We start from the raw sequence: 15,064 nt of genomic DNA, 5'->3' as shown, positions 1-15,064 counted from the left end.
CGCCAGCACAGGATGAAAGAGGCTCACTGGGGCACGCTGAAAAAGCTCCTTGAACCCGATCTCACCCCAGTCCGTAGCTCAGAGCAGACGAGATCATCGGGAGTGAATCATGTCCACGCCTTCCAGCGAGCCAATTGCTCGACCTAGTTCAGTTGCCCCCTCGAAAAGACTGCAAGACAGTGTTCATAGAAATGGATTTGTCGTCATGCAGATGAATACGCCTGGACTATTTCGGGACGGAGGTATGCCTAATTTCACAGACGTCAAGCAAGGTAAGCTGGATGATTGCTGGGCAATGGCGTCGCTTGCTGCAATCGCCCACAAAAATTCAGCTTACATACGGGACATGATAACCCCTAACGAGAGAGGCGGATTTACCGTAAGCCTTAATAGCGACATAGATGTTAGGCCGAACGTTCTCGTTGCGCAGTCTATGCAACGAGAAGGGGTAGTACCCCTAACAGCCAATGCACTGGAAGTTTCCTGGGTGGCCTTGACCGAGAAGGCCTTGGCGAAGGCGATGACCCCGTCGGGTCATGGTTTTTCGTATGAAAAATTGGATGCAGGGGAGAACGTGGAAAATGGATTCGCTCACCTGGGCATAGAAAGCCATACACTCAAACTGACCAAGCCGGCCCTGCCTAAGACGCTCGAAAAGTTCATAGGTTTCACGAAGATTAACGATTACAACGGCGAAGCGGTGAATTTTATCGAGAACGCCCTGAACGCCAACCAACCCCTCATTGCAGGCACGTGGGACGGTGCGGAAAACCTGGAGAACGCAAAACTGACGCCTGGTCACGCATATGCGATCCTGGGGCGGCATCGAGAGCAGAATGCGAACGGATATCTGCTTTACGACCCCACGGGCAAGATGCTGTTTGTTGACGCAGCTACAATTCGTCACGATTTTAGCAATCTGGCGTCAACGGTAAATATTGAGAAGGATAGGCTGAAGCGTTTTGGGGCGCGCCAGCATGCCCTCTACCAAGAGGGCCAAATTGGCCAAAATTTTGACGGTGCATCTCGCGCAGCATCAGGAAATTTTCATGGAAACTATACGACTGCAACTGCGGCAAACTATATGCCTGTCTCTTTGGGTGCATCGCGCGTTACACGGCAGTATCCTCAAGGTGTGAGAAACTCGGGATCGGATCACGATCTGACTGACTCGCTTCAGCAGAAATCACCGAGACGTTCCTAAGTGGCGGAGTCCTTGTCGAACGGGTGTTTTCCTTCCGAAGTTCTTTTATTCTGTCACAGTCACTGATTCCTACTGACCTTCAAAGCCTAACCTCGATCTTTCGTCAGGGCAGGGCTCCGTCAAGTTCCCTGATTGCGTGGAGAGTTGGCGATCAGCGGGTAGGGGCGGATAGCAGAGCAGGCACGGGGGTTCGTGATCATTGTGGTGTCGAAGCCAGATGATCACGAGGATGTCCCGTGCCTGCTGTTGCATCTTCCCCTATCCCTGCCGTGCTGGAGAAGCTGGGGCCGCTGGATGCGGACCGGATCGCTGACCTGCGTCCCTACCTTGAATCGGTTCCGGATCCGCGCTCACGCCGGGGCCGGTGGTACTCGCTGACGGCGATCTTGCTGGTGTGTGCCTGCGCGGCTGTCTGCGGCGCGAAGAGCATCGACGAGCTCGCCGAGTTCGGCGAGCGGGCCACGAACTCGCTGCTGGCATCCCTTGGAGTACGCCGTCACCTGCTCGGCTGGCGGCGCAGCCCCAAGCCGGTCACTCTCGGACGCGTCCTTCAGGCACTTGACGGCGACGCCCTGGACCAGGCTGTGGGCGCCTACCTGGCCGGCCGGCACCGCATCACCGCGTCCGCGGACGTGCCCGAGACCCGATCGCGGCAGGTCATCGCCGTGGACGGCAAGGCCCTCAAGGGCTCAGCCCGCCTGGCCGCGCCGCGCCGTCACCTGCTCTCGGCGGTCACCCACGACCGCGTCGCCACGATTGCCCAGGTCGAAGTCGGTGCGAAGACCAACGAAGTGCGCCACTTCAAACCCCTGCTGGCGCCACTCGACCTCGCCGACACCGTCGTCACCTTCGATGCCCTCCACTCGGTGAAGGCCAACATCACCTGGCTGGTCGAGACGAAGAAGGCCCACTACATCGCCGTCATCAAGACCAACCAGCCCACCGCCTACGCCCAGCTCGCCGCCCTGCCCTGGACCTCGATCAAGGTCCAGCACACCGCCTCCGCCACCGCCCACGGCCGCCGCGAGTCCCGCTCGATCAAAACCTGCGCTATCGCCGACAACCTCGGCGGCATCGCTTCCCCCACGCCCACCTCGCCATCCGGGTCCACCGCCGCCGCAAGCCCACCGGCCGGCCCGAAACCCGCGAGAACGTCTACGCGGTCACCAGCCTCGCCGCCCATCAAACCCGCCCCGCCGACCTCGCCGCCGCCATCCGCGGGCACTGGGGAATCGAAAATTCCTCCCACTACATCCGAGATGTCACGTTCGCCGAGGACGCCTCGACCATTCACACCGGCACCGCACCCCGCGCCATGGCCACCATCCGCAACCTCGCCATCGGCACCCTGAAGACCCTCGGAGCCGACAACATCGCCAAGACCACCCGCGCCATCCGCCACGAACCCGAACGAGCACTCGCCATCCTGGGCATCACCAACAACCCAGACACTCACGGAACTTGATCAAGCCCTGTCGTCAGGGTCCGTCGACGGAGTCGGCGGATCTTTTCGCTTTCCGGGACGGCTGGTGGGCAGGCCGGTGGCCCGGCTGTCGCGTCGGGTGGGCGCCGGGTTCCACTGCCCGGGGGCGGGTGGTTTTGTCGTTGGGACGGGAAGTCTGCTGGTCAGCCCGGGTTGGGCAGGAGCGCGAGTCGTTCGAGGGCGCCTGTGATCTCACCTGTCCAGGGGCAGTGCTGGGTGAAACGGAGGATCCTGCGCCGGCCGGTGGTGACGACCTGGGCGGCCGCGGTGAACAGGCGGAACCGCAGTCGGCGGGGTTCCCAGAGCCGGGCTTTGCCCCTCAGGGCGAGCATGGGCATCCAGGCCAGCAGGTCGAGAGCGATCTGGACGATCTCCAGCCAGACCTTGTTCTGCGCGGTGTGGTGGAGGGGCAGGTTGCGCAGGCCGGTCGCGCGGGCGGCCCGGATCCGGTCCTCCGCGCGGGCCCGCAGCCGGTGTCGGAGCTCGAGCTCGGCGATCGGCCGGTCGGGGGTGTTGGTCGCGAAGCAGGTGATCCGCATGCCGTCCGCGTCCGTGATCCTCAATTGGGCCCCGGGTGTCGGCGTACGGACTTGTCTCCCCGACTGCGTACAGATCAACGTCCCCAACTGTTTCCTCCTCCTGGTGCGCCATGATTGCTCCATGGAAGCTAAGGGGCGGGGCATAACGTCCATGGCCTGGAGCGTGCTTGCTGTCTTGTTTCTCGGGGCAACGGTGTGGGTCGGGGCACTTGGGCTTGTGCGACTGGGGCTGGCTGGAGAAGAAGTTCAGGTTCGTCTTGCGCAGTGCCAGCTCAAAGGCGGGGGCCGAGGAGGCGATTACGTCGAGTGCTCTGGCCAGCTTGTGGGCAACGTCGCTCGGGTAGCTGAAGATCGTCTACGATCTCGATCTTGTGCCGAAGGATCACATAGCTGGTGAGACGTACCCGGAGCGGATCCGGATGGGGTTGCTGTCGCGGACCTTCACGCCCGAGTTGGTCGACTTCGTGGTCGATGAGGCCGGGGCCCGTGAGGAGCGAACGAAGTCGCTGCCCGCCCGGCTGATGGTGTACTTCGTGCTCACGATGTGGCTGTTCACCGGGAGTGGGTACGGCCTGGTGCTGCGGGAGTTGGTGGAGCACTGGCCGCGCCGGGCCGCTGAGGGCTGGCGGCCGGCACGCACGGGGTCGCTGACCGAGGCCCGTCAGCGGCTGGGGCCAGGCCCCTTGCGGTTGCTGTTCGACCGGGTGGCCGGGGTCAGCGGGAGTGCGGCCACGCCCGGGGCGTTCTGGTGCGGGCTGCGGCTGACCTCGCTGGACGGCTCGCTGTTCGACGTGCCCGCCAGCAAGGCCAACGCCGCGGCCTACGGCCGGTCCGCCAACGGTCATCGGCCCGGACCGTTCCCGCAGGTGCGGCTGCTCGCGCTGGTCGAGTGCGGCACCAAGGCGATGATCGGCGCGGCCTTCGACTCCTTCGCGGTGGGCGAGCGGACCCTGGCCAGGCGCCTGCTGGTCCACCTGCGCGCCGGGATGCTCCTGATGGCCGACCGGGGCTTTCCCGCCTTCGGCCTGTGGCAGGCGGCGACGCGGACCGGGGCTCAACTGCTGTGGCGCTGCTCGGATTCCTTCACCCTGCCCGTCGATCGGGTTCTGCACGACGGCACCTATCTCTCCCACCTCAACGGACCGCATGGGAAACGGATCACGGTGCGGGTGGTCGAGTACACGGTGACCACCTCGACCCTGGACGAGTCCGGTGTCAGCGAGGAGACCTCCGAGCTGTTCTGCTTGATCACCACGTTGCTCGAACCTCAGGCGGTACCCGCCGCCGAGCTCGCGGAGCTCTACACCTCGCGCTGGACCAGCGAAACGATCTTCAAGCACATCAAGATCGAGCAACGGGGCGGACGCACCGCGACCCTGCGCTCGAACAGCCCGGCCATGGTCGAGCAGGAACTGTGGGCCATGCTCTGCGTCTACCAGGCGATCCACCACCTGACGGTCGAGACCGCCACCCATGCCCAACTCCCCGTCTCCCACATCAGTTTCAAGCAGACCCTCGCCGCCGCCCGACGTTCCGTCGGCGCGGACTTTTCCCCCTCGCCAACTGGCCGCCAAGGCCCGTGACGTCCAGGACGACCTGGCCCGCGAGGCCGTCAAGCCCCGCCCCGGACGCGCCGCACCCCGCGCCACCAAACGCAGCACCGCCGGCTACCGCACCGTGAAACCCGACGAGCCGGCCACAACCCGCGTCATCCACACCGTCGGCCTACGCCTCTTCCCCGAAGAGCGACGCCCCGCGCCACCCGCCGACACCACGAGCCAACGGATCACGCCACCAGGCATGCCGTCACCTCGACGTCGAGAGATGGCCACTGCAGCCTAAACGAGCGACGTTGAGCTTGTGGGTGGCATGAGCACGGAGACGGTGAGGGTGCGTTATGACGGCAAGCAAGGGGAGGTAGTACCCGTCGCCCGAACGCCGTGGGGAACCCCTGAAGTAGTCGATAGGGGTTTCACGTCCTGGGGAACGGCAGCTCTGTATCCACTGCTGCCTCTCACCGCCGCGGCGTTGACTGCCTACTTGGCGTGGAGGTCCGGTCGCCGGAGGAAGCCGCAGACCACGCCACGCGCCTCGTGAAGCGGATGCTTATGCCACGTCCGTCTCGCGTTCGATGGCCTGGAGGCGGTTCTTGAGCCGGTAGCTGGGGCCGTTGATCGGGACGACTTCGCAGTGGTGCAGGAGCCGGTCGAGGATCGCGGTGGCGAGGACCTCGTCGCCGAAGACCTGGCCCCACTCAACTGGGGCTGGCACTTGTTCCTTGTAGGGAGTCTGCGCTGCCACCTGGCCATAGCCGGGTTCTGGGCTTCTCTTGGATTGTCTCGCTGACAGTACGCTTTTGAAGGCACTACCTTCATTCATCAGGTGCGAGGAAGGTGTGCCCCTATGGTGGAGTCGCGTCTGCGGGTGATCGAGGGCCGGGCAGTCCCCGAGATGCCCGTTGCCCGGGACCCGTGGGAGTTCCAGGCGTTATGCGTGGAGGCCTTCGTGACCTCCTGGCGAGCCCGTGGGTTCAGCCCGGTGACGATAGACAACGACACCGGGCTGCTGGAGCGGACGTTGAAGGCCCTGGGCCGGCCCGCGTGGGATGTCACCCCGGAGGACATCGACCGCGTGGTCGGCGGCCTGGCCGTGGACGGGCGGGCCCCGTCCACCCGCCGCGGCTATGTGCAGGTTTTCAAAGGCTTCCACCGGTTCCTGCAGGCCCTGGCGGAAGCGCCGGTCATCGCGGACCGCAAGCTCTTCGGCCAGGACCAGGTCGAGGAAGTCGAGGTAGCCGAGCGTGCCCTCCTCGGCCCGCTCGGCGTACTGGTTCAGGCTCTCGGCCAGGTGGGGCAGGCCGAGCTTGGCGGCCGTGCTGCGGATGCGGGCGGTGACCAGCTGGCTCAACGGGCTTCCCTCGTCGTCGAATTGGTGGTGAACGGACGGGTGCCGGTCAGCTCGTCATAGACCGACAACGGACGCCGGCTGACCTCGATGCGGCTGGCGGCGGACCGGTTCAGCAGGGCCTTGAGCGGTCCGGCCTCCTCACCCAGGACATCCCGGTGGCGGGGCCGGGGCAGCACGTCGCCGGTGGTGACGCGCCGGTTGTCGCCCTTGGGCAGGCCGTCCCAGTGCCTGTCGTCGACGATGCGGGCGCCGCGGCCAACAGCCCGCGGGTGGACGGCCAGGAGGGTCTCGCCGTTGGCGTCGGCGATGGTGGAGTGCAGGCTGATCTGCGACTTTGTGGCCCGGATCTCGACCAGTTGACGGGCACGGACCTTGCGGGCCGGCACCGAGTAGAGGTTCGCGTCGAAGGCGACCAGGCAGTCCTTGCCGACGTGCCGCAGATGCCGCTGGGCGACCGCATACGGTGTCCTGGGCAGCGGCCGCAAGGCCATGTGGTCACGGACAGCGCGATGCCCGATGACCTCGCCATGGGTGCCGTGGACCTTCGCCCGCCGCATCGGCACCCAGGAGGTGAACGCAGCGTCCATCTCCTCGACGGAGGAGAACGCCCGGCCCGCCAGAACATGATCGCGGACGATCAGGACTTGGCGCTCGACCCGTCCTTTCCCAGTCGGGCGATAGGCGGCCAGAACATCGATGTCGAAGTCGTAGTGCCCGGCGAAGGCCACCGCTTCAGGATGCAGCGGAACCGCCTCACCAGGAGCGACGTGGCGACGGACAACCGTCTTGGTCCGGTCGTAGACGATCGTCATCGGCACACCGCCGAAGTGCGCGAACCCGCGGCGATGGCAGTCGAAGAACGTCGCCAGGTCCTGGCTGGTGGTGAAGCAGCAGAACGGGTCGCGCGAGTAGGACAGGGTCATGTGGAACGAGTAGACCTTCGGGATCCCGACATGGGCGAGGATCTTGCCCTCGTCGCCCCAGTCGACCTGCGCCTGAGCACCGGGGACGACCTCGAACCGACGGTGCAGACCGGCGAGTTCGCCGGGGCTGATGCCCAGTTCGTCCGCGATCCGGGGCCGGGCTTCCTGCAGGTAGATCTTCACGCGCTGGTAGTTGCCGGTGAAGCCGTACTCCTTGGCCAGACGCTCGTGGACTACGGCCCCTTTGATGAGGATCTCGGCCCGCAGCATCGCGTCGATCAGCGGCGCGACCTCGTCCACCACCCGAGCCTTCGGCTTCCCGTTCGGCGCCCGCTTCGGCGGCGCGATCGGTGCCTGCCCCGACAGGTACTTGCTGACGGTGCGACGGTTCAGCCCGGTCGCCTTGGCGATCTCCGACAGGCTCATCGCCCCGGACTCGTAAAGACCTCGGAAACGCCTCAACTCCAGCCAGCGATGCGGGTCCAGAACCACCGTCAGCCGCCTCTCTGCCACCCCGAAGACACAGGAGCAGCCTGCCGAGACGGCGACCTCACCGCATCAAGAACTGAGCACGTTCATCCGTACGCGGCTGTGTACGTTCACGTGTACGCCGACAGCGAGTGACAGCGGTGTCGCGTCGTCCCCGCGGCGCCGGTCAGGCCCGGCCGTTGTCCGAGCACTACGGCGACCTGGTCCGCGTCTCTCTCATGGAGGCCAGACCCTCCGGGCTCCAGACCAAGCAGCTGGTCGCGGCCACCCGTCTCTCTCCGTCCCAGGTCGCGCGAGGGGTCCGTCATCTGCGCGATGTCGGGGCTGCGGAGCATCTGACCCCGATCATCTGGCGCCGCAAGGACGGTTACCTCTTCTCCGAGGAGCCGGCCGACTGGATCGAATACGAGAAGAAGCAGTTCCGTCTCGTCCTGGGACGGCTGACCCGGTTGATCACGGGGACGCTCGACCCGCACCTCGCCCGCCATCCCGACGACGAGTGGGCCCAGCTCGCATCCGCCCAGCTCACGGGTGTTCGCGCCACGCTGGCCCAGCTCTCCAAGTAATCCCGGACCTCCTCTCATGCCATCTTCAACGACTCGCCGGCGTCGCTATCCCTCCGACACCTCTGTCGCGGAGTGGGCGCTGATCGAACCGCTGCTTCCCCTGCCGGCCTGCCAGACCAAAACGGGCGGCCGGCCGGAGAAGTGGCATCGGCGTGACATCGTCGACGCGATCCGCTATCTCGTCGACAACGGGGTCAAGTGGCGGGCCCTGCCCGCGGACTATCCGCCCTGGCAGACCGTCTACTACCACTTCGCCGCCTGGCACCGCCGCGGCGTCATCGGCTTCCTCCGTGATCAACTCCGTCGGCAGATCCGCACCGGGCAGGGGCGATGTCCCTGGCCCGTGACGTTGATCGTCGACTCGCAGTCGGTCAAGGGCGCCGAGACCGTCTCCAAGGCCACCCGCGGCTTCGACGCCGGGAAGAAGGTCAACGGACGCAAGAGACACATCGCCGTCGACACCCTCGGACTTCCGGTGATGATCACGGTGACGCCCGCCGACACCACTGACCGGGACGCCGCCCGCGAACTCCTCTGGCGGCTGCGGGTCATGCAACCGCAGATCACACAGGTCTGGGCCGACTCAGCCTACGCCGGCCAGCTCACCACCTGGTCCGGCAGTGACGGCGGCCGTGGGAAAGTCCAGGTGTGCGGCCAGCTGAGTCCAGGCTGATGGCCACCGGAATTCCAGGTGGATGGCCGTCTGACCAGTGGTGTTCCTGATCACTTCCGTAACTGGAGGAGACCCCTCCGACCGTTTGCTGGTGTTTGCACGCATCAGCTACCGGCCGGAGAGGTCCTGTGACGAAGTCTGACACGGAGATCATGGAAATCCTTGAGGCGTACGACCTGACCGGGACGGTCTGGTCCGCGGCGACCTTGACGGGGCACGACCCGAAGACGGTCAAGCGGTATGTCGAGGCCCGCAACGGCGGGCGCAATCCTTATGAGCGAGAGCCGCGGCCGAAGATGATCGATACGTTCCTGGAGAAGGTCGAGGAGTGGGTCGAGCAGTCGAAGGCGACGATCCGCGCCGATGTGGTCCACGACAAGCTCGTGAAGATGGGCTACCGGGGCAGTGAGCGTTCGACGAGGCGGGCGGTGAACGCGTCGAAGAGCGCGTGGAAGGCGGGTAAGCGCCGCACCTACCGGCCGTGGATTCCCGAGCCGGGCCGGTGGCTGCAGTTCGACTGGGGAGAGGGACCGCGCATCGGCGGCCGGCGGACCTGGCTGTTCTGCGCATGGCTGTCCTGGTCGCGGTTCAGGGTCGTGATCCCGGTCTGGGACTGCACGTTGGGCACGCTGGTGGCCTGCCTGGACACCACGCTGCGGCGGATCGGCGGGGCGCCGACGTATGTACTGACCGACAACGCGAAGACGGTCACCGTCGAGCACATCGCCGGGATCCCGGTCCGTCATCCGCAGATGGTCGCCGCGGGCCGGCATTACGGCTGCCAGGTGGTCAGTTGCGTGCCCTACGATCCCGAGTCGAAGGGCGGCGCGGAGGCCACGGTCCGTATCGCGAAGGCCGACCTGGTGCCCACCAGCGTGAACCTGCTGCCCGCCTACGACACCTTCGCCGAGCTCACCGATGCCTGCCTGACCTGGTGCGATGAGGTGAACTCCCGCCGTCACCGGGCGACCGGGCAGATACCCGCTAACCGCCTAGACATCGAACGCACCACCCTGCACATCCTGCCCATCGAGCCGCTCGCGCTCGCGCTGGGCGAGGAGAGACTGGTCGGTTCCGACCGCACGATCAGCTTCAACGCGGTGCGGTACTCGACCCCGCCGGGCTACACCGGCGCCAGGGTGTGGTGCCGGGTGGTCGGCGAGGAACTGTCCATCACCGCCCGCACCAACTCCGGTGACCTGTCGGAGATTTGGCGCCACCAGCTCTCCACCCCGGGTGTTCCGCAGATCATCGACGCCCACTACCCCGACCACCCGGACGGCCGCAGCATCCACCAGCCCAGGCTGCGGCCCCGCTCGGAGGCGGAGATCGCGTTCGTGGGCATCGGCCCCGGGGCCGGGCGCTGGCTCAAGGAAGCCGGACCCGCCGGAGCGGTCCGCATCCGCGCCAAGATGGCCCGCGCGGTCGAGCTGGCCACCGTCCTGGGCAACGACAAAGTCGACCAGGCCCTCGGACTTGCGGCCACGGCCGGGCGCTTCGCCGACGACGACCTGCTCTCGATCCTGGGACACCTCGCCGACAGCAAGCCCGCCGGCGAGGTCGTCCGCGCGGACGAGTCCCACTCCGTCCAGAACGGAACCAGCGGCTGGCAGGCCCTGGGCCGGTAGGCAACGGCCTCACGACAGTTCAAGCCCAGCCGGGCGGGGTCAGTCGCCGAGGAACCAGAGATACAGGTGCATCCCGCGCTCGACGACCTGGCACAACCCGCGGGCCTGAGCGACCCATTCACCACCACAGACGGCCGGAAGCCGGTCGAGTTCCGCCAGCAGCAGCGGCATCTGCCGCTGGTTGAACACCGCGTCCCCATCCGGGGTCAGGGCGAAGAGCATCGGGAAGCTTGCCGCGTCCAGGTCCGCAAATGCAGCGGTCCACTCCACACCGGCTTCGGCGCGAGCCACGATCTCTCGGCTGTCACCACGCACCGCCAGATTAATCACCCGCCGAGCCTATCGGCGCACACCCCGACCAGCGAAGGAATATGCAACCGTGACGTTTCCCCAGGCCCCGGCCCTGCCCGAGGAGTTGGACAGGCTGATGCGCCGGATGCGCCTGCCCTATATGCGCAAAGCCGCCCCCGATGTGTTGGCCACCGCCCGCGCGCAACGCTGGGACCCCGCCGAGGTCCTACGACTGCTGATAGCCGAGGAGGTCACCGGCCGCGACGCGGCCACCCGGCGTCTTCGCCGCCACTCGGCGAACTTCCCCACCGGCAAGACCCTGGGCTCCTGGCGGGCCGAGGACTCCACCATCCCCGCACCCACCCAGAACTCCCTGACCACCCTGGAATGGATCGGCCGCGCCGAGAACCTGGTCATCGCCGGCCCGCTCGTTATCGCTGGTTCGTTCGCGATCTGAGCACGCTTTTGCAGCTCAGCACGGTTCTTCGATCGATGCGACGTGGTCAGCAAGGGCCGATGGTTCGAGCCCGTGGGACGGGGACGTCTCCGCCGCGGCGGGCGAGTTCGCGTCGGAGGTCGAGGTTCTCGCCGTGGGCTTGTTCAAGCGCGTCCCGCAGCGCCTGTACTTCTTCTCGGTGTTGCTTCTTCAGGCGGGTGATCTGGCCGGTCAGGGCGAGGACGAGGGTGCTCTGCTCGTCGGCTGGAGGCGTGGGGGCGGGAACCGGCCGGGCCTGGGCCCGGAGTCGTTCGATGCGTCCGCGCAGGTCGGGGTGGTTATAGAGGAACGCGTGGGAGACGCCGGCCTCGCGCTGGACGGCCTGGAAGGTGATTGGCTCACCGCGTTTGACCAGGGTGCGGATCGCCTTCTCCGCCGCAGCGGTCTTGGCCTGGGATTTGGCCTTCGCGGAGGCGGCGAGGGTCTGAGTGCGTTTTGCGCGGGCATCGTCGGTCATGGCCGGGTCCTTCGGTGACGGACGAGGTCGAGGGTGAGTGGGACGGGGCCGGTGGGGACGGCGCCGCAGCCGGCGCCCTGGACGGCGCATCCGGGCTTGGAGCGGAGGGTGTCCAGCAGCTTGGTGAGGGCCGCGTGTTCGGCCCGCCGTTGCAGCAGCCAGACGTTGTCCTCGGGCATCGGGCGGCCGTGCCGCTCCTGGAACGCGGTGGTGCTGCGGTTGATCAGGGACTCGGTCTCGGTCAACTGCCGTTCCAGGGCACTTTGATGAGAGGCGTCGGTGACGAAGACCGAGCAGGTCAAGCAGGCGTTTCCTTTGTCGCAGGTCTGCAGGGGTGGCAGCAGGCACCAGCCGTGGGGCAGGAACCGGTCGGCCCGGTTGAACAGGTGGAGGCTGTCGTGGTCGTCGCGGGAGAAGACGACGTGAGTGCCGTCCGCACGGAGTTTCGCGGTGGCCAGGAACGCCTGCTCGGCGTGTTCCTGGCGGGCGGCGACGTAATACATCGTCATCGACGGGGTGGCATGCCCGGCATAGCGCATCAACACGTGGACGGGCAGGCCGAGTTCGGCGAGCCGGGTCAGCTTCGTGTGCCGGAAGCGATGAGTGTGGCTGAGCCCGATGGGCTTGCCCTTGCTGTCGGTGACCTTCACGATCTTGCTGAACTCGCGGAGCATCCAGCTGTAGGTGCCCGAGGGGTAGGGCTTGTCGCCCTGCCGGTTCCCGGTCCGCTGCAGGAACAGGTGACGCGGGGTGATGCCGGGGAAGTGGTCGCGGACCCACCGCCGTTGCTCCTCGATGACGGCGACGACCTCGGCGTCGACGAGGATGTTGTCCGGCGCAATATCGATCTTGCTCTGTGCGTAGTGGAAGCGGGCGATCTGTTCGCCCTCGGCGGCGTCGACGGCCCGGTCGAGGACCGGGGAGAGGCACTCGAAGCGGCTGGTGCGGATCTCGCTGGCCCGTCGTCCGGTGAGAATCTGCAACAGGATCATCCGCATGGCCTGCGGGTCGTCGAAGCCGCGGGCGGTGACCTGCTGCCCGTCGCCGCGGGTGAGGACCATCTCTTCGTGGCGGGCGAGCCCGAGCAGGGGCAGGGCGGCGGGGATCTGCGCGAGTGCGTGGTCGTCGACGTAGTGCTCGTCATTGAGTTCGCGCTGGTGCGGGATGCGGGAGACCTGGCGGAACCAGCCGGTCGCGTGCGCATCGGTGACCCGCGACCACGGGTTGGGACCGAGGACCTGGCGGGCCTCGACGGGGTTGGCGGCGACGAACGCCAAGAGCTCGGCGACGGCCCGCAGGTCGTCGTTGACCAGGCGGGGATGGACGGGCTGCTGAGCGAACCGCTGCTCGGAGCGTCGCAGGAGCCGGTTGGCGGGGTCGGTGTCCCAGCGGCGGAAGGCGGCGGCCAACTGGACCGCGTGGGCCGGGTCGCCCAGGACGTCGAGTGGGTCGGTGAAGGTCTCCAACCACCGGTCGAAGCGGGCGAAGCACCGCATCCGCTCCTGGCTCACCGTCGACCAGCGCAAAGCGCCGGCCTCCAACTGCGTGCCCAGGCACCACTTCACGGCCTCCCGCAGCCACGGCTGAGTGATCCTTGAGGGGGAACAGCCGTAGTGGGCCTGGGGTTCGTGCTCGGCCAGCGGGATGCGCGGGTCGCAGCGCGGGTGCCACTCGTCCAGAGTCCACCAGGGCCCGTCCGAACAGCGGGCGAGCAGGGCGAGGCGACTGAAGCGGAAGATCACCCGCAGCCGGGCGACGCTGCCGCGAGGAATGAGCCGACCCCAGCGGGTGGCATAGAACCACCGCTGCAAGGCTGCCGCCGTCTCCCATTCCATGGCCCGGATCGACGTCGGGAAGGGATGGTTGTCGCGGATCGCGCGACGCAGGATGTTCGCGAACTGGTTGGTGCCCAGCACCGAGGAGCGGGTCCCGTCCATCGCCTGCCAGTGCGCCATCCAGGCCAGTTCGGCGGCGATCACGTCGGGCAGACCGGTCAGGTCGATACTCCGGTCGCCGTTCTCGGTGATCTTCTCCCAGTCGTCGATGCCGTCCCTGATCACCGGCCCCTTCCAGGGCTCGGGCAGCTCCCGCCAGAGTCGCCAGAACGGATCCTCGTCGCCGGCTGCGTGCAGATGACGCTGTTCACCGGCCATCGTCGACCTGCCAGGCGGAGATGTACGACTTCCAGTTCGCCGCGGCCCGCAGGGCCTCGTCCTCGCGAACCCAGCCATATAGGTCGAGCGTCGTCTGCACGTGTGCGTGACCGAGCCGCCGGGAGACCACCCACTCCGGCGTCCCGGCCAGCAGCAGCGCGGTCGCGTGGCTGTGACGGAACCAGTGCGGCGTCCATGAGGCCGGCCCGATGCGCTTCTTGCGCAGGGCGGACACCTTGTCCCGCACCGTGCCCTCACGCAGGGCGGCCAGCAGCGGCGGCCGCTCCAGGTTCACCAGCAACGGCGATCCGGCATCGATCTCGATACCCAACTCGGCGGCCCGGCAGGCGAGTTGGGTGAGGTAGTCGGCGAACAGCCGCTCCAGGTCGCAGCCGACATAGACCCGTCGCGGGCGCATCATCTTCACCCTCGCCCCGTTCGGATTGTCCTCGCGCGGCACGACCTCGACATAGGGAGTGGAGCCGCGGCCCATCACGAAGTCGCAGATCCGCAGGCCGAGGACCTCACCCAGCCGCATGCCGGTCTCCGCGAGCAGGGCGAACAGCAGCCGGTCGCGCAGGTTCCCGTTCCAGTCGCCGACCGTGGCATCCGGCATCGCGCAGCCGTCCAGGATCGCCTGGATCTCGGTCGGCAGCAGCAGCGGAGGGCGCCCGCGATGCCTCTGGCGCCGGACCCTGACCAGCGAGGACGGTGCTGGTGCGGTGCGGGCGTCCAGGTGCGCGAGCAGTCCCCGGGCCGGGGCCCGGCGCGGCGTCCCGCGCATGAGCCGACCCGCGACCGGCACCGAGAAGACCGCCTCCTGCCAGCGATAGAAGGAGATCAGCGCGGCCAGTCTCGCCTCCAGCGTCCCTGCCTCCGGGGCCTGTTCGGGCGTGACGAGGGCGTGCTCGACGGTGCGGCCGTTGCGCAGCCAGGACAGGAACCCGGCGACTGCCGGGACCCCGAGATCGCCCCACCTTTCGGCCTCATCGCGCTGTTCGAGGAATGTCCACCACTGGGCCAGCGAGGTCGCATAGCCGCGGACCGTGTTCGGTGACCACAGCTGCCGGTGGGCCTCCAGCCAGTCCTCGACCGGCGCGACGGTCCGGTACTTCTCACCGATCACGGTCCACGTCCGCCGCCCGTTCGCGGGCCGGACCGCCAAGCTGTGCGCCACTGATGCCGTTCCGTCTCGTTGAAGAACTCCCGTTGATAGCAATGCATCAACGACGCAGAACGCTCACGGTGACGCTCG

At 66.9% G+C, this 15,064-nt stretch carries 11 protein-coding genes and 5 pseudogenes; 8 read left to right on the top strand and 8 right to left on the bottom strand.

Annotation, left to right across the window (positions count from 1 at the left end; all coding sequences use genetic code 11):
- The first annotated feature begins 109 nt into the window (after window positions 1-109).
- The 3 genes from OG568_RS60355 to OG568_RS60345 all read left to right on the top strand — a co-directional run bounded on the left by OG568_RS60355 (window position 110) and on the right by OG568_RS60345 (window position 2,669).
- Complete coding sequence (locus OG568_RS60355; protein WP_329538445.1) at window positions 110-1,204, top strand: C2 family cysteine protease; 1,095 nt, start codon at window positions 110-112, stop codon at window positions 1,202-1,204.
- Window positions 1,205-1,473: 269 nt separating this feature from the next.
- The gene (locus tag OG568_RS60350) at window positions 1,474-2,556 is read left to right on the top strand and encodes an ISAs1 family transposase (protein WP_329538444.1); all 1,083 of its coding nucleotides are present in this window, start codon (window positions 1,474-1,476) and stop codon (window positions 2,554-2,556) included.
- Window positions 2,520-2,669 carry a hypothetical protein gene (locus OG568_RS60345; protein ID WP_329538366.1) on the top strand — a complete coding sequence of 50 codons (150 nt, stop codon included), beginning with the start codon at window positions 2,520-2,522 and terminating at the stop codon, window positions 2,667-2,669. The genes OG568_RS60350 and OG568_RS60345 overlap by 37 nt, the downstream gene beginning before the upstream one ends.
- A gap of 161 nt (window positions 2,670-2,830) precedes the next feature.
- Here the strand turns inward: OG568_RS60345 and OG568_RS60340 are convergent.
- A pseudogene (locus OG568_RS60340) lies at window positions 2,831-3,268 on the bottom strand (transposase); the annotation flags it as partial.
- Window positions 3,269-3,597: 329 nt separating this feature from the next.
- On the opposite strand from OG568_RS60340, the gene OG568_RS60335 reads away from it, so the two are divergent.
- The gene (locus OG568_RS60335; protein WP_329538443.1) at window positions 3,598-4,809 is read left to right on the top strand and encodes an IS4 family transposase; all 1,212 of its coding nucleotides are present in this window, start codon (window positions 3,598-3,600) and stop codon (window positions 4,807-4,809) included.
- Between the two features lie 523 nt (window positions 4,810-5,332).
- On the opposite strand, the pseudogene OG568_RS60330 reads toward OG568_RS60335, so the two are convergent.
- The 3 genes and pseudogenes from OG568_RS60330 to istA (OG568_RS60320) form a co-directional block, all read right to left on the bottom strand.
- Window positions 5,333-5,482 (bottom strand): annotated as a pseudogene (locus OG568_RS60330) (ATP-binding protein); the annotation flags it as partial.
- A 459-nt stretch (window positions 5,483-5,941) separates the two neighbouring features.
- Window positions 5,942-6,133, bottom strand: a pseudogene (locus OG568_RS60325) (ATP-binding protein); the annotation flags it as partial.
- Entirely contained in the window at window positions 6,130-7,548 is a 1,419-nt protein-coding gene (gene istA, locus OG568_RS60320) for an IS21 family transposase (RefSeq protein WP_329538442.1), read from the bottom strand. The gene istA (OG568_RS60320) and the pseudogene OG568_RS60325, both read right to left, overlap by 4 nt.
- 137 nt (window positions 7,549-7,685) lie before the next feature.
- Here istA (OG568_RS60320) and OG568_RS60315 point away from each other — a divergent pair, with 137 nt between their 5' ends.
- The 3 genes and pseudogenes from OG568_RS60315 to istA (OG568_RS60305) all read left to right on the top strand — a co-directional run bounded on the left by OG568_RS60315 (window position 7,686) and on the right by istA (OG568_RS60305) (window position 10,412).
- The gene (locus OG568_RS60315; RefSeq protein ID WP_329538441.1) at window positions 7,686-8,111 is read left to right on the top strand and encodes a hypothetical protein; all 426 of its coding nucleotides are present in this window, start codon (window positions 7,686-7,688) and stop codon (window positions 8,109-8,111) included.
- Between the two features lie 16 nt (window positions 8,112-8,127).
- Window positions 8,128-8,727: pseudogene (locus OG568_RS60310) on the top strand (IS5 family transposase); the annotation flags it as partial.
- A 209-nt stretch (window positions 8,728-8,936) separates the two neighbouring features.
- On the top strand, window positions 8,937-10,412 hold the full coding sequence (istA, locus tag OG568_RS60305) for an IS21 family transposase (RefSeq protein ID WP_329538565.1): 1,476 nt from the start codon (window positions 8,937-8,939) through the stop codon (window positions 10,410-10,412).
- Between the two features lie 39 nt (window positions 10,413-10,451).
- Here istA (OG568_RS60305) and OG568_RS60300 read toward each other — a convergent pair whose 3' ends face one another.
- Window positions 10,452-10,742 carry a hypothetical protein gene (locus tag OG568_RS60300; RefSeq protein ID WP_329538440.1) on the bottom strand — a complete coding sequence of 97 codons (291 nt, stop codon included), beginning with the start codon at window positions 10,740-10,742 and terminating at the stop codon, window positions 10,452-10,454.
- Between the two features lie 49 nt (window positions 10,743-10,791).
- Here OG568_RS60300 and OG568_RS60295 point away from each other — a divergent pair.
- Window positions 10,792-11,130: pseudogene (locus OG568_RS60295) on the top strand (ATP-binding protein); the annotation flags it as partial.
- A gap of 76 nt (window positions 11,131-11,206) precedes the next feature.
- Here the strand turns inward: OG568_RS60295 and OG568_RS60290 are convergent.
- The 3 genes from OG568_RS60290 to OG568_RS60280 are packed head-to-tail and all read right to left on the bottom strand — an operon-like array spanning window position 11,207 to window position 14,986.
- A complete protein-coding gene (locus OG568_RS60290) occupies window positions 11,207-11,656 on the bottom strand; it encodes a DUF6262 family protein (protein WP_327749340.1) in 450 nt (149 codons plus the stop codon).
- Window positions 11,653-13,809: a tyrosine-type recombinase/integrase gene (locus tag OG568_RS60285; RefSeq protein WP_329538439.1), complete on the bottom strand. Its 2,157-nt coding sequence runs from the start codon at window positions 13,807-13,809 to the stop codon at window positions 11,653-11,655. Before OG568_RS60285 ends, OG568_RS60290 begins: the two co-directional genes overlap by 4 nt.
- Window positions 13,799-14,986, bottom strand: a complete 1,188-nt coding sequence (locus OG568_RS60280) for a tyrosine-type recombinase/integrase (RefSeq protein ID WP_329538438.1) — start codon at window positions 14,984-14,986, stop codon at window positions 13,799-13,801. The genes OG568_RS60285 and OG568_RS60280 overlap by 11 nt, the downstream gene beginning before the upstream one ends.
- Window positions 14,987-15,064: the final 78 nt, after the last annotated feature.

This window comes from Streptomyces sp. NBC_01450, assembly GCF_036227505.1.
Classification (GTDB): Bacteria; Actinomycetota; Actinomycetes; order Streptomycetales; family Streptomycetaceae; genus Streptomyces.
Note: the sequence above shows the minus strand (reverse complement) of the source record. Positions and strands in the feature narration are given on the sequence as shown.